General features: G+C 55.4%; 16 protein-coding genes. 9 read left to right on the top strand and 7 right to left on the bottom strand.

All coding sequences use genetic code 11. The annotated features are described in order from the left end of the window. Positions 1-297 precede the first annotated feature (297 nt). The 5 genes from NUH19_RS01260 (at position 298) to NUH19_RS01280 (ending at position 4,773) form a co-directional block, all read left to right on the top strand. Complete coding sequence (locus NUH19_RS01260; RefSeq protein WP_262314743.1) at positions 298-1,203, top strand: ABC transporter ATP-binding protein; 906 nt, start codon at positions 298-300, stop codon at positions 1,201-1,203. A gap of 12 nt (positions 1,204-1,215) precedes the next feature. Further along, complete coding sequence (locus tag NUH19_RS01265) at positions 1,216-2,109, top strand: ABC transporter ATP-binding protein (RefSeq protein ID WP_262314744.1); 894 nt, start codon at positions 1,216-1,218, stop codon at positions 2,107-2,109. 37 nt (positions 2,110-2,146) lie between these two features. Then, positions 2,147-2,866: an ABC transporter permease subunit gene (locus NUH19_RS01270; protein WP_262314745.1), complete on the top strand. Its 720-nt coding sequence runs from the start codon at positions 2,147-2,149 to the stop codon at positions 2,864-2,866. 78 nt (positions 2,867-2,944) lie between these two features. Beyond that, a complete protein-coding gene (locus NUH19_RS01275) occupies positions 2,945-4,153 on the top strand; it encodes a sensor histidine kinase (RefSeq protein WP_262314746.1) in 1,209 nt (402 codons plus the stop codon). Further along, the gene (locus NUH19_RS01280) at positions 4,150-4,773 is read left to right on the top strand and encodes a response regulator transcription factor (protein WP_262314747.1); all 624 of its coding nucleotides are present in this window, start codon (positions 4,150-4,152) and stop codon (positions 4,771-4,773) included. Before NUH19_RS01275 ends, NUH19_RS01280 begins: the two co-directional genes overlap by 4 nt. A gap of 262 nt (positions 4,774-5,035) precedes the next feature. Here NUH19_RS01280 and NUH19_RS01285 read toward each other — a convergent pair whose 3' ends face one another. Then, on the bottom strand, positions 5,036-5,569 hold the full coding sequence (locus NUH19_RS01285; RefSeq protein ID WP_262314748.1) for a helix-turn-helix domain-containing protein: 534 nt from the start codon (positions 5,567-5,569) through the stop codon (positions 5,036-5,038). Positions 5,570-5,936: 367 nt separating this feature from the next. Here NUH19_RS01285 and NUH19_RS01290 point away from each other — a divergent pair, with 367 nt between their 5' ends. The 3 genes from NUH19_RS01290 to NUH19_RS01300 all read left to right on the top strand — a co-directional run bounded on the left by NUH19_RS01290 (position 5,937) and on the right by NUH19_RS01300 (position 8,671). Next, positions 5,937-7,244 carry a replication initiation factor domain-containing protein gene (locus NUH19_RS01290; protein WP_262314749.1) on the top strand — a complete coding sequence of 436 codons (1,308 nt, stop codon included), beginning with the start codon at positions 5,937-5,939 and terminating at the stop codon, positions 7,242-7,244. An 82-nt stretch (positions 7,245-7,326) separates the two neighbouring features. Continuing rightward, entirely contained in the window at positions 7,327-7,524 is a 198-nt protein-coding gene (locus NUH19_RS01295; RefSeq protein ID WP_262314750.1) for a DNA-binding protein, read from the top strand. Between the two features lie 88 nt (positions 7,525-7,612). Continuing rightward, complete coding sequence (locus NUH19_RS01300; protein WP_262314751.1) at positions 7,613-8,671, top strand: tyrosine-type recombinase/integrase; 1,059 nt, start codon at positions 7,613-7,615, stop codon at positions 8,669-8,671. Between the two features lie 69 nt (positions 8,672-8,740). Here NUH19_RS01300 and rpsD read toward each other — a convergent pair whose 3' ends face one another. After that, positions 8,741-9,352 carry a 30S ribosomal protein S4 gene (gene rpsD, locus NUH19_RS01305; protein WP_262314752.1) on the bottom strand — a complete coding sequence of 204 codons (612 nt, stop codon included), beginning with the start codon at positions 9,350-9,352 and terminating at the stop codon, positions 8,741-8,743. A 175-nt stretch (positions 9,353-9,527) separates the two neighbouring features. Then, positions 9,528-10,010: a GAF domain-containing protein gene (locus NUH19_RS01310; RefSeq protein WP_262314753.1), complete on the bottom strand. Its 483-nt coding sequence runs from the start codon at positions 10,008-10,010 to the stop codon at positions 9,528-9,530. Positions 10,011-10,181: 171 nt separating this feature from the next. Between NUH19_RS01310 and NUH19_RS01315 the strand changes: the two genes are divergently transcribed. Next, positions 10,182-11,888 (top strand): septation ring formation regulator EzrA, encoded by a 1,707-nt coding sequence (locus NUH19_RS01315; protein ID WP_262314754.1) that lies wholly within the window; start codon positions 10,182-10,184, stop codon positions 11,886-11,888. 77 nt (positions 11,889-11,965) lie between these two features. On the opposite strand, the gene wecB is transcribed toward NUH19_RS01315, so the two are convergent. From wecB to NUH19_RS01335, 4 genes are all read right to left on the bottom strand, one after another. Beyond that, on the bottom strand, positions 11,966-13,120 hold the full coding sequence (gene wecB, locus NUH19_RS01320) for a non-hydrolyzing UDP-N-acetylglucosamine 2-epimerase (protein WP_338085516.1): 1,155 nt from the start codon (positions 13,118-13,120) through the stop codon (positions 11,966-11,968). A gap of 148 nt (positions 13,121-13,268) precedes the next feature. Further along, positions 13,269-13,955 (bottom strand): methionine ABC transporter permease, encoded by a 687-nt coding sequence (locus NUH19_RS01325; RefSeq protein WP_262314755.1) that lies wholly within the window; start codon positions 13,953-13,955, stop codon positions 13,269-13,271. Next, positions 13,955-15,007: a methionine ABC transporter ATP-binding protein gene (locus NUH19_RS01330; RefSeq protein ID WP_276580099.1), complete on the bottom strand. Its 1,053-nt coding sequence runs from the start codon at positions 15,005-15,007 to the stop codon at positions 13,955-13,957. The genes NUH19_RS01325 and NUH19_RS01330 overlap by 1 nt, the downstream gene beginning before the upstream one ends. A gap of 21 nt (positions 15,008-15,028) precedes the next feature. After that, complete coding sequence (locus NUH19_RS01335; protein ID WP_262314756.1) at positions 15,029-15,847, bottom strand: MetQ/NlpA family ABC transporter substrate-binding protein; 819 nt, start codon at positions 15,845-15,847, stop codon at positions 15,029-15,031. Positions 15,848-16,078 lie beyond the last annotated feature (231 nt).

Genomic DNA, 16,078 nt, shown 5'->3' on the forward strand with positions numbered 1-16,078 from the left:
AATCAGTATATTTAACGAACCATCTTCGACGTCGCGTTGTGATAATCGACATAAATTGATAACTTCTGCAACAACGTGCAACACCTGAGCTGACCCGTAAATATAAAGTATAGAGGTCGTACGTCTTCCGGACGTGCGATTTTTTGATGGTTCAAACTTGGGTCGAATCATTCGCAATTAGTCATATCTGACTTTCAACACTGCCCGAACGGGCAACCGAAGTTTGCCCGTTCAGACGATGGCAGCATTCATGATTCACGGTAAGCTAGGTTCATCAGTTAATTACAGGAGGCAAACATGACACAAGCAGCATTAAAAGTTGATCATCTCACGAAGGACTTTGGGCACGGCCGCGGCATCTTCGACGTTAGCTTCGAGATTCACCCCGGCGAAGTTTTCGGATTCCTCGGTCCTAACGGCGCTGGCAAGACCACGACCATTCGCCACATTACTGGTTTCACCAAGCCAGGGTCCGGCTCGGTCAGCGTTCTTGGCCTGGACGCCACCACCCAGTACAACCAAGTGATGAAGCACATCGGCTACTTGCCAGGGGAGATCGCGCTGCCAGAAAACGTCAGCGGTTGGCAGTTCATTCGGACCATGCAACAGATGCGCGGCGTCAAAGATGACACATACTTGAACCAACTGCTTGAAATGTTTGACCTCGACCCTAGCGGCAATACCAAGCGCATGAGCCTTGGTACCAAACGTAAGCTCGCGGTAGTCACCGCCTTTCTGGCCGACCCAGAGATCCTCATTCTTGATGAACCGACCAGCGGGCTTGATCCAGCGATGCAGGCGCAATTCATTCAGTTCATGGTGTCTGAGAAGCGTCGCGGCAAGACCATCTTGCTTTCCAGTCATATTTTCCCAGAAGTCGAAGCAACCTGTGACCGCATTGCCATCATCAAAGATGGCAAGATCGTGTCGCAAGTCGACGCCAATAAGCTCCAGAACAAAGATGTGAAGACTTACGAGCTGTTCTTCGCCACCGAGCACGACCGCGACTTGGCGGCCAACGAGCTCGGCGGCGCTAAGAGCAAAGGTGGCTTGAAGGTGAAGGTCAAAGCGGCAGAGATTGGCGACTTCTTCGCCAACCAGATCAAAGGTCGCCATATCACGAAGCTGGTTGAAGACAAGTTCGATCTTGAATCTTACTTCATGAACTTTTACCGCACCGACAAGGTCTTCAAAACGATTTAACGGAGGAACACAATGTTAGCAATGGTTGAAACTAAGCAATTATCCAAGAACTACAAGCACGATCGCGGCGTGCATGGCATGAACATGGCAATCCAGCAAGGCGAGGTCGTCGGTATCGTCGGCAAGAACGGCGCGGGCAAAACCACCACCATGCGTCTGCTGATGGGGTTCATTCACCCAAGCGAAGGTTATGCAGCGATTCGTGGTATGGACGCCTGGTCTAAGGCTGCCAAGACCAAGCCGCTGATCGGCTATGTGCCAGGCGAGATTGCCTTTCCCGACACCAAGTCCGGAGCGACTTTCTTGCAAAACGAATTGGCTCTGTTGCGTGCCAACAAGGACGAATACGTCAATGAGCTGATCCAGCGCTTCAAGATCGACCTCACTGCCGACTTGCGCCGCATGAGTAAAGGCATGAAGCAGAAGACCGCGCTGGTGTGTGCGTTTATGACCAAACCACCGCTGTTGTTGCTAGACGAGCCGACCACCGGTTTAGACCCCGTGATGCGCGATGCCTTTATCGATTTGATCCTTCAAGTCAAAGCGCAAGGTACCACGGTGTTCTTGAGTAGTCATATGTTCAACGAGCTGGAGCGCACTTGTGACCGCATCATGTTCCTCAAAGACGGCCAAGTAATCGACGTGCTCGACCAGGAAAAATTCGCCGAGATCCACGCCGCCCAGCGGGTGACGATCGTTGCTTCGACGAACGACGGTTTCGAGCGCCTGTTGACTAGCAAGTTTGAGCTGGTGCGCGAAGACCCGCTACACAACACTGTGGTGCTGTTGGTGCCCAATACCGACGAAGACAAGCTGTTGCAACTATTGGGTGAAGTCAAACTTACCGACGTCAGTTTTGCGATGCAGACGCTGGATAACTACTTCGAGAAGGAACTGGAGCTGTAATACAGTTTCGTATACAAGAAAGCGAGCAAATAAAATCATGAGTTTTCCATTACTGAAACAAACCTTTAAGTCCAACTTCGCCGTCTGGGGACTGGTGACCTTGGTGATGAACGTCATCTTAGCCCAACTGATCATGATGAAGCAGACCCAAGCCTTAGTCGGGCCAATGTACTACGGTATGCTGGCGTCAACGATGGTCGCGTTGTTTGTGGTGATTTCCGGTAACAAGTTACTCGCCGGCCAAGTCGACCAAGGCTCGATGGCCTATATCCTCACCGCGCCAATCCGCCGGACTACCGTCGCAATCACGCAGCTGGTGTACATGGTTGGGAGCCTCGTCGTCACTTATGGTGCGATGGCAGGTGTGTCCGTGATTGCTAACAACATCGCTGATGCCGGGTTCAAGACGCAGACACTGCTCAACTTGAACTTCGGCGCGTTCATGGTCGCCTTGGCCTTTGCCGGGATTATGTTTGCTGCTTCCGGGATCTTCAACCTTTCCAAGTACGCGTTCGGCACTGGTGGCCTACTGGTCATCTTGTTCATTCTCTTAGCCATCGTCGGTTCCTTTGCCGATTACGGTGTGGCCGGGCTGGAAAATGTTCAACACTTGACCATCGTTAGCCTATTCGACTACAAGAACATCTTGGCCGCCGGTTCCAAGTGGTTGCCCAAGTTGGCCGCCCTGGGTGGTATCGCGGCTGTGACCTTTGGTATCGGCACCACAGCCTTTGCCAAGAAGGACTTGCCACTTTAATACAAGACGATGTGTCTTCGATGGACACATCGTTTTTTGCGAAGAAAGAGCGTATCATTCAAAGCAGAGGATGGCTGTATGAATAAGAAAACCCCATATCACGTGTTGCGCCTGCCATTGATGTTGTTCATGTTAATCATCGGCTTTGCCGCCTTATATGTGGCACGCACCATCACGAACATCACGCTATCTAGCGGTTGGCTAACGCATTATGTTGACATCACTGTTGATTGGCAGGAGCAAATTATTGTCGGCGGCTTGTTGGCTGAAGAGGTATTACTGTGGTTTGGCGATTGGCTAATTCGCCGCGGCCGGCTGTGGCTGTTGCTGCCGCAGCTGGCCTTTACCCTCAGCACCACCATTGCCTTGAGTAATCAGATGCCCGTGATGTTTTTCGGGGTAATCCCGGTCATGGCCATTGAGATGATTACCTTATATTCTCGGCCGCGCCGCGTATTGGCGTGTCTGGCCGGGGTCAGCTTATTGATCTGGCTGGCGTATGTTGCGTTCAACGGCTGGCTGCAAGGCGCCGTGGTATTGGTCGGGCTGCTGTTCATGTTGCTTGTGGTGATGGCCTACTGGCGTTTTTTTCAGCAGCAACAAGCCGCCCGTCAACGCGCCGAAGACCTGGTATCTGAACTCAAAATTGCCTACTCGCAGGTGGAAGAATCGACGGTACGCACCGAGCGCCAGCGGGTGGCGCGTGAACTGCACGACACCTTGACCCAAGGTTTGGCTGGGACGGTTATGCAGCTGGAGGCAGCACAGGCGTTCATGCAGGCGGGTAAAGATGACCGAGCGCTTGAAGTGATTCAAGGCGCCACAGGTATTGCGCGCGACACCTTGCGCGACACGCGACTGACGTTGACAGACTTGCGTGCGACTTCGGAACAGAGCTTAACGGCGCGGCTGGAGCTGCTGGCCGAAGCCTTCATGAAGAACTATCACTTAGAGGTGTCGATCAAGATGAATTATATCCCGGATTACTCCGGTGCCCAGCTCACCGAGATCAGCCGTATTGTGTCAGAGGTGCTGATTAACGTGGTCAAGCACACCGACACCAAGCAGGCAATCGTGCGCGGAGAGTCGTTTGAAGACATTTTCAGACTGCAGGTAATCGACTTCGGTGAAGGCACGGTCGTAAAGAAGAAGTCCGGCCATTTCGGGATGCAAGGTATGCACGAGCGCGCTGCGGCGCTTGATGGTGCGTTGACCGTCGTCAGTACCCCAGGCGAAGGCACCACCGTAACCTTGACCATGCCAATAACGAAGAAGGAGCAATTATGAGCATTCGCGTTTTGATTGTAGACGATCACCAGATATTACGCACTGGCCTGGCGCTGATCATGGAAACCACGCCAGGTATGGAAGCCGTCGGTACAGCCGTTGACGGCCAAGACGGGTTAGCTAAAGTCGAAAAATTAGCGCCAGACGTGGTATTGACCGACATTCGCATGCCGAACATGGATGGTATCGCAATGCTGCGTGAGTTGGCGCAGACCCACCCGGCCTTGCCGGTGGTGGTGTTGACGACGTATGATGACCAAGAGCCGATTCAACAGGCCTTGCGTCTAGGGGCCAAAGGCTTCATGCTCAAAGACGCCGACAAGGACACCATCGTCAAGACGATTCAAGGGGCCATCAACGGCCAAGTCTATGTTGAGCCTTCTCTGATGGGCAAGGCAGTCGCGGCGCCGGCGCAAGAGAAACCGCAACTCAATGAACGTAACCAGCAAATCTTGAAAATGGTGGCCGAAGGATTGCGTAATATTGACATCGCCAACGCGTTGCATTTAAGTGAACGAACGATCAAGGCCCACCTCACGGAGATCTATAATCAACTAGGCGTGTTTACCCGCGCCGAGGCGGTGGCAACGGCGCTACGTGACGGGTTAATTGAACTGTGATAGTTCGAATACTGCTGATGTCCTAGGCTAGATATAAAACGATGCTGGACCGGGTGCCGGACAATGCTGATTGGCGTTTTTCACGCTTCGTAAGTAATTAATTAATCATATTGTTATACATGACTGGCTCACGGTGAAAGTGAGCTATTTTTGTACGACGACTTGAAATTAATGTTTGAAGCATATCCTATTTGAAGCGACAGAAGCGTTTGGGAGTGCCACATGGAGTGCCGCATATTGAGAATATCGTTTCTCGTGAGGATTATTCGTTTTGGGAGTCCTGAAATTCTTGTATCGCTTTGATTTTGTCATAAAGTTCGTCAATCTGTTTCACTGGCAGTCGCCGATATCGTGAGGGACGCGTTACAATCCGACCGTTTTCATCTAATTCAGGATCCGGTTCGCCATCTTCGTCGTAGTGAATATCAGGTTCAAAGTATTTGAAGATCATCTCAAGCTCTTCGGCTAGATGATCGAGTTGGCGAGGACTGAAATCTTCCATTCGTCGCGTTAGTCGATCCACCCTTTCTAGTTTCGGCAGGTAGTCGTCGATTCGATCCAGTATCGCGCCAGCGCTATGAATATGTTGTTCTGCCGGCGAACCAAATAAGTCGGCGGCTGTGACATCAAGGGCTTCGGCTAATAGATCGAGGGTTTCAAACGAAGTATAGCTGACCCCTCGTTCCATTTCTGAAATGCTTTTGGGAATGATATGCACCTTTTCGGCCAGCTGCTTTTGTGTCATACCGCGAGCTAGGCGAAATTTTTTTACGTTGGGACCAAAGTTTTCAATCATTGTGATCACCTCGATTTCATTTTACAAGGCAGGTTTCTGGGACACAACTTTTAAGCGGTAGCCCTCTATCTCTGGGTGAGTTTCACCGTGTATTCACAGATTGGGGCAAGCTTGTTACGCTTATTTAGCAATGAAAGGTATCACCAAATTATGAAGGGAGGAGATTGCCTTATCGCGTGGTTTCGAGCCCGACGCAGCGCAATCAGTGTTGCCGGACTGCTCGCCTCGGCGCCGCTGCGTGCGAAGCGAAAGCAAGCGAGCGCCGATGGCGGCGGACGGCGTAGCCGGCCGCCAAGACCCCCGTTTACTAACAGGGGGGTCGTAACTGAAGACAATCGGCCTGATTACCGGGTTCAACCTTTGACTGATGCAAATAACCTTGACCAGACACGATTCCGCGTGGTCTGGTCAGACAGGAGGACAATTGAAACATTGGAGTGACTCAGTGCGCAAACGACGCCTAACCCTGAAACTAACGCAATTACAACTCTGTAAAAGGCTTGGAATTACAGAACGTCATTTAAGCCGCATTGAGAACGGTTCACCTTGCAGCGGAGGCCTGCAGATGCATATAGACAAGGTGTTGAACAATTGGACAGACAAGCCCGAGTTGCACGTGTTGATTGATTATGTCCGGATTCGTTTTCCTACCCAGGCGGTGAGCTCGATTATGCTTGACGTGCTTCACCTCAGTACCGACCACCTGCTGACCGAACCTCGAGCACCCTTTGGCTATGAGACCACCCTATCTCTGGGTGAGATTAAACTTTATACCTCATCCCCACAGCAACCCAAGCTGGGCACATTGTTAGAGCTGCGCGGCCAGGGCTGCCGTCAGTTTGAAAGTTTGCTATTAGGCCGCGGAGAAACTTGGTACGACTTCCTTGCCACCTGCATGGAAGCACATGGCGTCATGAAGCGATTCGACTTGGCGGTCAACGACATGGTCGATATGTTGGACATCCCTGCGCTCATCCAAAAAATCCGAAATAATGAATGTATCACGGTGATGCGCCAGTTTGAGGGCATCACGTCTGGCCGGATCTACCATGAGGACGGCGAGGATGACGATGACGAAACCGGAACGACCTTGTATATCGGCTCAAAGAAAAGTGATTTGTATTTTTGCTTATACGAAAAAGACGTCGAGCAGCGCAAACATCCTCGGAAGTCCCGTTCTGCAAGTGGCGTCTACAATCGCTTTGAAATCCGTCTGAGTAATGACCGCGCGACCAAAGCGGCGGAGGATCTGCTGAACTACCGGGATGAGGAGCGGACAATCTTTGGCATCATCAAGCGCTACCTGCGTTTTGTCGATGCTAGGCCCACCGATCGATTGAAGTGGCCGGTCAACAAGACTTGGGAAAGGTTCGTCGGCCAAGGACGCGAACCGCTTCGCCTAACCATGGCCCCTCAGCCCTTAGATCTGAATCGAACTCGTGCCTGGATTGACAAGCAAGTCGCACCGATGCAACGCGTTCTGCATGAAATTGATGGTTACTGGGGCAATCAGCAGACCATGAACGCCATTCGCAACGCGCCACTAACAGAAAAACACGAGAAGATGATTGCACAGTACACCACTGAATCCGACCAGCTGCAGAATGGCCTATTTGAATCAGAACCTGAATGTGAGCAATCAAAAAAGGATGACCACGCCGACCAAAGCATGTAGTCACCCTTCACAGATAAGATATGCGTCCTATCTGGCTTGATTATCTCACACAACCTCGTTGAAGATAAGGAGTGAGATTAATATGGAACAACTGAATACTAGGCAACTCCCCTATCTGCTGAATCGGCAACAAGCCGCAGATTTTCTTGGCATTGATCCGGTGACCTTCGACAAAGTCTTTCGCCGTCATCGCGATTTTCGCTGCTCTATGATCGGTAAACAGGCACGCTTCACCGTTGAAGAACTGACGAGCTTTGTCCGCCTGCACCTCGCCGACTAAGTTGTGGTTGTCGATTAAGCAGATTGGATGCTAAGCTGAACCCATGTATTTACGGGGTCAGCTTAGTTTTTTTAGGAGGAAAACAAGTATGGCTTCATTCATGAAACGCGGTAAAAGTATTTTGACGCAGGTCGCCTTCACCAAGAATGGAAAGACTTATCGGTTATCGAAGTCTTTCTCGAACAAGCAGGACGCTCAAATTTGGGCGCACACGCTGGAGATGAAGAAGGCCGGCGGTGTGGATCTCGTGGACCGCCAAACGCCGATGATGGACTACTATGACTACTGGCTCGAATTCGCCAAGAAAGGAGAACTGAAGGAAACGTCCTACCTGTCCTATCGAAGAATCGGCCAGACCTTTCGTAAACTGTTCGACGACGTCCGCCTCTGCGATGTGACCGACACATACTTGCAAAAGATGCTGGATGAGTACGGGCAAACTCATGCCCAAAAGACGGTCAGTGACATGGTGCGCCCGCTTCGCGCCATGCTTAAATATGCGTATGCGCACGGCCTGTTGCTCAACGACATCTCAAGCTTGATCAGAGCACATGGCAAGGTGTCCGAAAAACGAAACGTAGCCTTGTCAATCACCGACATGCGAACGCTGAAGCAATACTGCCTGGAGCATGCCGAGGAAGACGAGTTTTGCGTGTTGGTGCTAGTTGCCCTACTGACAGGCTTACGCCGTGGTGAGTGCCTCGGCCTGCGCCCAGATTCCCTATTCGAGGAACCAACGGATTGCGGGATTCATGTTCGAGAACAACGCAGCCCGTGGGTCAAGCGCGACAAAACGCTGAAAACCAAGAACGCCTACCGCACGTTGTCGCTGCCTCGGGAAGTGTTCGAACTGCTCAAACAAATCGAGCCAAAGTCAGACGGCTACATTTTTGAAACCTACGGGTATCGTGTCGCCCTGCGGTTAGAGCCGCTGTTGCAAGCAGCGAAGGTCAGGCACACAACTTTTCACGGCTTACGAGACACGTTTGCCTCATTCCTGTTCAGCCAAGGTATCGACTTAGCCTACGTTTCGAGGCACCTGGGTCATGCCAGCTTGAGCATTACCCAGGACTACTACATCTCGCTGATGCCAGAAAAAAAACACGCCCAGAATGGGCGTGCAATGGACCTGCTGTCGAAACTGTAGCTTCTGCAACAATCTGCAACAGCAGAGGCCCGATAAACGTTGAGTTGACAACGTTGGTGGTCTTGAATATTACAGCTTCTGGTTGTAGTATTCAACGACCAGCGCTTCGTCAACATCTGGTTCTAGTTCTTCGCGCTGAGGCAGCCGAACGAGGGAACCTTCCTTCTTGTTGTCATCGAAGGTCACGTAAGCAGGGCGGGAAACCGTGCTTTCGAGCGCTTCGTTGACAATTGCCAGGTTCTGGGAGCGCTCGCGCAGGGCGATCACTTGGCCAGGACGGACTTCGTAAGAAGGAATGTCAACGCGCTTGCCATCCACGGTGATGTGACCGTGGTTGACCAGCTGGCGAGCCTGCGGACGCGTGGTCGCAAGACCCAGACGGAATACCAGGTTGTCCAGACGGGTTTCGAGCAGGATCATGAAGTTATCACCGTGGGTGCCTTCCTTGATCTTGCCGGCGCGAATGAACAGGTTCTGGAATTGGCGTTCGTTCAGACCGTACATCCAACGCAGCTTCTGCTTTTCGGTCAGTTGCTGACCGTATTCAGAGACCTTGCGGCGTTGGTTGTTGCCGTGGTCACCAGGGGCGTACGGACGACGCGCGAGTTCCTTACCAGTGCCGGAAAGCGACAGGCCGAGACGGCGGGACTGCTTCCAGCGAGGACCAGTATAACGAGACATATTGAAATTCCTCCAAGAATTAAGATTGTTGGAGTAAGTTAATGAATGCGAACTCAGCACACGGGCAGTCACGCTAAGCGTTCACCTTAGCAGCCGGGTTACTGTGCTCTCTCACAAGGAGTTGCGCCACTGGAGCCGACCATGCCGTTCGCCGCTGCATTAAATTACTCGCGGTCTAGTATACCAAAGCCAGGGCCGCGGCGTCAAGGTGTTTTGCAAGCGCCGCGGCAAAGGCGGTGAGGACTTCCTGATCGGCCGCGGTGAAGCGGTTCAAGGAAGGCGAATCGAGGTCCAAAATGCCGATGCACGTACCGTCGACCACCACCGGCACGACGACCTCCGAGTTGCTGGCGGCGTCACAGGCGATGTGCCCGGCAAAGGCGTGAACATCGGGTACCAGAAGCGACTGGCCCGAGGCAAAGCTGGTCCCCACCACCCCGCTGCCCGGCTTGATGTGCATGCAGGCCACCTGGCCTTGGAACGGGCCGAGGTCCAGGGTCTGAGTCTGCTTGGAATAGAGGTAAAAACCGCACCAGTTGAGGTCGGCCATGGTGTTGTACAAAAGGGCGCTGGCGTTGGCCAGGTTGGTCACCGGGTTGGGTTCCCCCTCCAGCAGCGCATCCACCTGCGCCACAACGATGGAATCGAGTGTTGTCATCTTATCACCTTTCAAAAAACGCAAGATGCCGGCCTTTTTCCCGCTAAAAGCCTTTCATGTTCAGGTTCTTTTTGAGATACTAGGGGCAAGGAACTTGCGCAGACTAGTTTGTCGAGAATTCTAGTGGATAAGGCGGCAAATTGCAAGTCGCGCGATGTGGAAGGTGTAATCATGGTGTGGATCATAATCGCAGTACTAGCAATCATCATTATCGTGGGGCTCGGGCTTTGGGCCTTTCAGATTAAGAACAACCGGGCCATCCAGAACCTGGACACGCGCATTTCGACGCTGGACAGCGGCGAGGTCACCGGCTTGATTCGCAACATTGCCCAGCTCGGGCTCACCGGCGCCAGCGAAACGGCGTTCAAGGCGCAGCAAACCGCGTATCAGAAGCTGGCGGAAGGCGAGCTGACCGATCTGCAAACCGCGCTGTTGGATGTCGAGCAGGCCAACAAGCAGTTTCGCTTCAGCACGGTCAAAGAAGACCTCGCCACCATTGACAACCTGCGCGAGAACTCGGCTAAGCGGCTGCACGCGATTCGCCAGGCGTTGCTGGCGATTCAGGAAAGCGAGGCCGACAACCGCCGGCTCTTGATGAACCTGCGCGAACGCTACCAGGCCGCCCGAAAGACCATTTTGGCCAAGAGCTTCGCTTACGGCGACGCCTTGCCGGCCCTGGAGTCGGCGCTGCAGGCGATTGCGGCGCAGCTGTCGGAGATTAACCAAACCAACAGCGACGGCGACCACGACCTGGCCAAAAAGCAGCTGGGCAAGCTCAAGCTGAGCGTCGCTTCGGTCGAGCTGGAGGTCAAATCCCTGCCGCCTTTGGTCAACGCCGTGGTCAACGAGTACCCCCAACAGCTGGCCGAAATCACGCGCGGGTACGAGCAGCTTGCGCAGCGCCACTTCCAGTTCACCGAGGATGTGCCGGCCACCGCGCAGGCGATTCAAGACCAGGTGACCACCGCCGCCACGCAGATCGAGTCGCTTGAGGTGACCGAGCTGACCGCCAACTCGGAAACCATCGCCAATCGCATCGACGCGCTTTACGCCGTGATGGAAAAAGAGTTGACCGCTAAGGAAAGCGTCGACAAGGCCCAAGGCGACCTGCGCCAGTTCATCAACCACGCCTACAAGCAAAACCACGCCCTTTTGATCGAGCTAGATCACATCAACCAGTCCTACCAACTCAACCACGACGAGCTCAAGCAGGCTAATGGGCTGAAGCAGCAGCTCGATGAGCAGGCCAAGGTTTTCGAGGCCGAAAGCGCCCGGCTGGCCGACCACCAGGCCGTGTATTCCGAGGCCAGCGCCACCTTCGCCAAAATGCGCGGCGACCTCAAGGACATCGAGCTCAAGCAGCAGGCGATCAACGCCAGCATCGGCGGCTTCCGGGCCACCGAGGAGAAGGCCGCCAAGCAGGCCGCGCAGTTCGTGATGGACCTGCGCGACGTCAAGTACGAGGTCTCCCGCCACGGCCTGCCCGGCCTGCCCAAGGCCTACCTGGATTACTTCAACGCCTGCTCCAAGGCCGTGGCCGACCTGAATCACGACCTCAACCAGGTCAAAATCGACCTGGATGCGATCGCCAAGCAGCTGATTCAAAGCGCCGAGGACATCGAATCGCTCAAGCAAAAGAGCCGCGAGTTGATTCAGGCGGCCGGCATGACCGAGGAGCTGCTCCAGTACGCCAACCGTTACAAGACCACCCACGAAGACATCGCCCAGGCCGTGGCCGAAACCAAGGCCGCGTACGGACGCTACGACTACAAAACTGCGGCCGACACCATCGCCACGGCGCTTGAGGCCACCGAGCCCGGCAGCTACAAGAAGGTCGAAGACGACTACTTGGCGGCACAGGACAGCGCCTTGTTCTAACCGAATCGATGACAATCCAAAGACGACCTCCGCAACGTTGCGGGGGCCGTCTTTTTGCACGTTTTGGGTCAGTTCGCTCAGGCCTGGGCGGCCGGCGTGAAAGGCCGAGGGGCTGGGCCACCGGCGAACTGATGCGCGATGGCGGCCAGGATGCGCGTCGTCGCCTGCCCATCGCCGTAAGGATTCTTGGCCTGAGCCATCGCGGCGTAGGCCGCCGGGTCATCCAACAGCGTGGTCATCGCGGCGGTGACCGCCGCGGGATCGGTCCCGACCAGCTTGAGCGTCCCCGCCGCGACCCCTTCCGGCCGCTCAGTGGTGTTGCGCAGCACCAAAACCGGCTTGCCCAGGGCCGGCGCCTCCTCCTGCACCCCACCGGAGTCGGTCATGATAAAGTCGCTTTTGGCGGCGAGGTTGTGGAAGTCCACCACGTCAAGCGGCGCGATCAGGTGGATGCGAGCATCCCCGTCCAAGGCGGCATGGGCGACTTTTTGCACCGCGGGGCTCAGGTGAACCGGGTAGACAACCTCGACGTCTGGATGCGCATCGACCACGGCGCGAATCGCCTTGAGCACCCCGGCCATCGGCGCCCCTTGGTTCTCGCGGCGGTGCATGGTCACCAAGATCATGCGCTTGCTTGCGTCCAGCTCGTCCATCACCGCGTGGTGGTAGTCGGGCCGCACGGTTTGCTGCAGCGCGTCGATCGCCGTGTTGCCGGTGACGTAAATTTTGGCTGCGTCGTGCCCCTCCGCCAGCAGGTTGCGCTTGGACTGCGCGGTCGGGGCGAAGTACAGATCCGCCAGCACATCCGTCAGCTGGCGGTTCATCTCCTCGGGGTACGGGTCGTACTTATGCCAGGTGCGAAGCCCGGCCTCGACGTGGCCGACGGGAATCTGCTGGTAAAAGGCGGCGAGGCTTGCGGCCAAGGTCGTCGTGGTGTCGCCGTGAACCAGCACGATGTCCGGACGTTCGGCCGCCAGAATCGGCTGCAGTTGGGTCAAAACGGTGCTGGTAATCTCCGCCAGGCTCTGCTGCTGGCGCATGATGTTCAGGTCGTAATCCGGCGTCAGCTTGAAGATTTCAAGCACCTGATCGAGCATCTCGCGGTGCTGCGCGGTCACCACCGTCACCGGCGTGAACTGGTCGGGCCGCTGGGCTAGGGCCAGGCACAGCGGTGCCATCTTGATGGCCTCCGGTCTGGTGCCGAACACCGTCATTACTTTGATTGTCTTCACGTGAGTCGTCCTTTCCCCCGCTTGCGGCGGTTCAAGTTCAGTCTACCAGAAATCTCGGGTTGCGCCAGCCGCTTTACCAAAATCTTGATTTTTGCCGGCGCCGCGTCACGCAAAAAGGCAGGCCCGTCCCCGGACCTGCCTCACCGGCTTAGTGATGCAGCTTTCGCGCAATCACGTCGCCGACGAACTGAATGACGAACACCAAGATCAGCATCAGGATCATCGCCGTCCAGATGACGTCGTTTTGGTAGCGCTGGTAGCCGATGGCGATGGCGATGTTACCCAGGCCGCCGCCGCCGACCGCGCCGGCCATCGCGGTCAAGCCAATCGCGCTGATGATGGTCAAGACGCCGACGCGAACCAGCTCGGATGCGCCTTCGCGCAGGTAGACGCGAAAGACGATGGCCCAAGGACCGAGGCCCATCGCCTGGGCCGCCTCAATCACGCCGGGGTCAACGGTCAACAGCGCGTTTTGGACCTGCCGGGCGAAGAACGGTGCCGTGCCGAGAATCAGCGGCACCAGGGCCGCGGTTGGGCCGATACCGGTGTGGACCAGCAGGCGGGTCAAGGGGTAGACCACGGCCAACAGGATGATGAAGGGAATCGAGCGGAAGATGTTGACCACCTTGTCGAGAATGAAGTACACCGGTCGGTTGGGCAACAAGCCGCCCTCATCGGTCAAAATCAGCAGGAACCCGAGGAACAGCCCGAGGATGCCGGAGACCACCGCGGTCCAAAAGGTCATGTAAAGCGTCTGCCAGATGGCCTGAAGAATGCCGCCATCACCGCCCCAAAGGGGCATCACGTTCGGCAAAATTTTGTTCAGCAGAGACATTAGGCATCCTCCCTTTCGTTCAAGTCCTGCACGGTCACGTCGTTGGTCGCAAGATAGCCGAAGGTCCGGTCGATGTCTTCCGCCGTGCCGCTCAGCACCACAATCAGGTTGCCAAACGGCGTCCCCTGAAGGATCTGAATGTCACCGAACAAGATGTTGGCGGTGACGTTGAAGTCCTTGTACAGCGTTGCGACCAGCGGCTGGTCGGTCGAGGCGCCGAGGTAGGTCAGCCGCACCAGGCGGTCCGGCGCCTGCAGGTTGGCCACCGCGGGCTGCTGCTTGACCGCGGCGATGGCCGCGTCCAGCTGCAGGGTCGTGTCGATGAAGTCTTTGGTCAGCTTCTGCTCGGGCTTGGCGAAGATGTCCAGCAGGTCGCCGCGCTCGATGATCCGCCCGTCGTCCATCACGGCGACCTTGTTGCAGATCTGCTTGACCGCCTCCATTTCGTGGGTGATCAAGACGATGGTCAGGCCGAGCTTTTGGTTCAGCGTCTTCAGCAGGTCCAAAATCGCGCTGGTGGTCTTGGGGTCAAGCGCCGAGGTCGCCTCATCCGAGATCAGAATCTCCGGATCCGAGGCCAGGGCCCGGGCGATGCCGACGCGCTGCTTTTGGCCGCCTGACAGCTCCGCCGGGTAGGCGCCGGCGCGATCGGCCAGGCCGACCAGCTCGAGCAGCTCCGCCACCTTGGCCTGAATCTCGGCCTTGCTCTTGTGGCCGCGCAGCGGAAAGGCCACGTTATCGGCCACCGTCCGGGAGTTCATCAGGTTGAAGTGCTGGAAAATCATCCCGATGCGCTTGCGCTCACCGCGCAGCGCCTTGGCGTCAAGCGCCAGCATGTCCTGACCCAAGACGGTCACCTGGCCGGCGGTCGGCCGCTGTAGCAGGTTAATCACCCGCACCAGCGTGGACTTGCCGGCACCGGAGTAGCCGACGATGCCGTAGATGTCGCCGCGGTTGACGGTGAGATCCACGTGGTCGACCGCATGGACGCTGCGGGCCTTTTCCTTGAACAACACATCGATTTGATTGAGCGTGATAATCGCTTCAGCCATGATGATCCTCGCTTTCGCTAATTAGAACTTGTAGTTCCAGGCCGGTTCGGTCGAGTTCTTGTAGTACTTCTTCAGAAGCTTCGCAGTGGCCGCGGTTTGGTAGGCCTTGACGATCTTTTTGTAGGTCTTGTTGGACTTGTCCTTGGCCGACTTGGCCGCAATCACATTGACGTAAGGCTTGGACTTGGCGTTGATCTTTTCAACGTAAATCGCGTCTTTGGGGTTCAGGTTCGCGGCGGCGGCGATGTCGTTGTTGACGATCGAGGCGGCGACGTCCTTCAGGTTCCGCGCGGTCTGGGCCGCATCCAGCTCAACGAACTTCAAGTCCAGCTTGTTGCTGGTGATGTCGCGAATGGTCGGGGCGTCAACGCCGCTCTTAAGCTTGATCAGCCCGTACTGCTCGAGCAGCTGCAAGGCGCGGCCTTCGTTGGAGGCGTCGTTAGGAACAGAGACCTTGTCACCCTTCTTCAGGCCGGCCAGCGACTTCAGGTCGTTGGAGTAAGCACGCATCGGGCCGATGTAGGTGGCCCCGACGCTGGTGATCGTCTGGTTGTGCTTCTTGTTCCAGGTGTCCATGAAGGAGATGGTCTGGAAGGAGTTGAGCTGCACGTCGCCGTCGTTCAGCGCCTGGTTCGGCGTATTGTAGTCGGTGAACTCGACCAGCTTGATGTTGACGTCCTGCTTCTTCAGGCGCTTTTGGATGTCCTGCCAGATGTCTTTGTCGTTGCTCATGATGCCAACCTTGACCGTCTTACTGTCGGCCGACTGACCACACGCGGCGAGGCCGAATACCGGCAGTGCCAGTGCCAATGCAACAATTGCTTTTTTCCATAATTTCATGATGAATCCTCCCAATTTTTGCAAACTATTGTGTTCAGAACAGTCGGCCAAGACGCAAAAACACCGCTCCTAACCAAAGTTAGAAGCGGTGTCCCGCGGTACCATTCTAATTCGACAGACTTCCCGGGAGTCTGCCCTCACTAACGGGTCGTAATCAACCCGCGTGCAAGATAATGGATGCCAGCCATTGCAGCCTTACCCGAAGGTTCGGTGCACCGATCCGTGAGCCAT

It is taken from the genome of Lacticaseibacillus parakribbianus, assembly GCF_025490915.1.
Classification (GTDB): domain Bacteria; phylum Bacillota; class Bacilli; order Lactobacillales; family Lactobacillaceae; genus Lacticaseibacillus; species Lacticaseibacillus parakribbianus.

Coding starts and splice junctions, on each gene's coding strand:
- NUH19_RS01325 (WP_262314755.1), bottom strand. CDS start 13,955: ATGTCTCTGCTGAACAAAATTTTGCCGAACGTGATGCCCCTTTGGGGC.
- NUH19_RS01285 (WP_262314748.1), bottom strand. CDS start 5,569: ATGATTGAAAACTTTGGTCCCAACGTAAAAAAATTTCGCCTAGCTCGC.
- NUH19_RS01260 (WP_262314743.1), top strand. CDS start 298: ATGACACAAGCAGCATTAAAAGTTGATCATCTCACGAAGGACTTTGGG.
- rpsD (WP_262314752.1), bottom strand. CDS start 9,352: ATGTCTCGTTATACTGGTCCTCGCTGGAAGCAGTCCCGCCGTCTCGGC.
- NUH19_RS01275 (WP_262314746.1), top strand. CDS start 2,945: ATGAATAAGAAAACCCCATATCACGTGTTGCGCCTGCCATTGATGTTG.
- NUH19_RS01270 (WP_262314745.1), top strand. CDS start 2,147: ATGAGTTTTCCATTACTGAAACAAACCTTTAAGTCCAACTTCGCCGTC.
- NUH19_RS01330 (WP_276580099.1), bottom strand. CDS start 15,007: ATGGCTGAAGCGATTATCACGCTCAATCAAATCGATGTGTTGTTCAAG.
- NUH19_RS01335 (WP_262314756.1), bottom strand. CDS start 15,847: ATGAAATTATGGAAAAAAGCAATTGTTGCATTGGCACTGGCACTGCCG.
- NUH19_RS01295 (WP_262314750.1), top strand. CDS start 7,327: ATGGAACAACTGAATACTAGGCAACTCCCCTATCTGCTGAATCGGCAA.
- NUH19_RS01310 (WP_262314753.1), bottom strand. CDS start 10,010: ATGACAACACTCGATTCCATCGTTGTGGCGCAGGTGGATGCGCTGCTG.
- NUH19_RS01290 (WP_262314749.1), top strand. CDS start 5,937: ATGCAAATAACCTTGACCAGACACGATTCCGCGTGGTCTGGTCAGACA.
- NUH19_RS01280 (WP_262314747.1), top strand. CDS start 4,150: ATGAGCATTCGCGTTTTGATTGTAGACGATCACCAGATATTACGCACT.
- NUH19_RS01300 (WP_262314751.1), top strand. CDS start 7,613: ATGGCTTCATTCATGAAACGCGGTAAAAGTATTTTGACGCAGGTCGCC.
- NUH19_RS01315 (WP_262314754.1), top strand. CDS start 10,182: ATGGTGTGGATCATAATCGCAGTACTAGCAATCATCATTATCGTGGGG.
- NUH19_RS01265 (WP_262314744.1), top strand. CDS start 1,216: ATGTTAGCAATGGTTGAAACTAAGCAATTATCCAAGAACTACAAGCAC.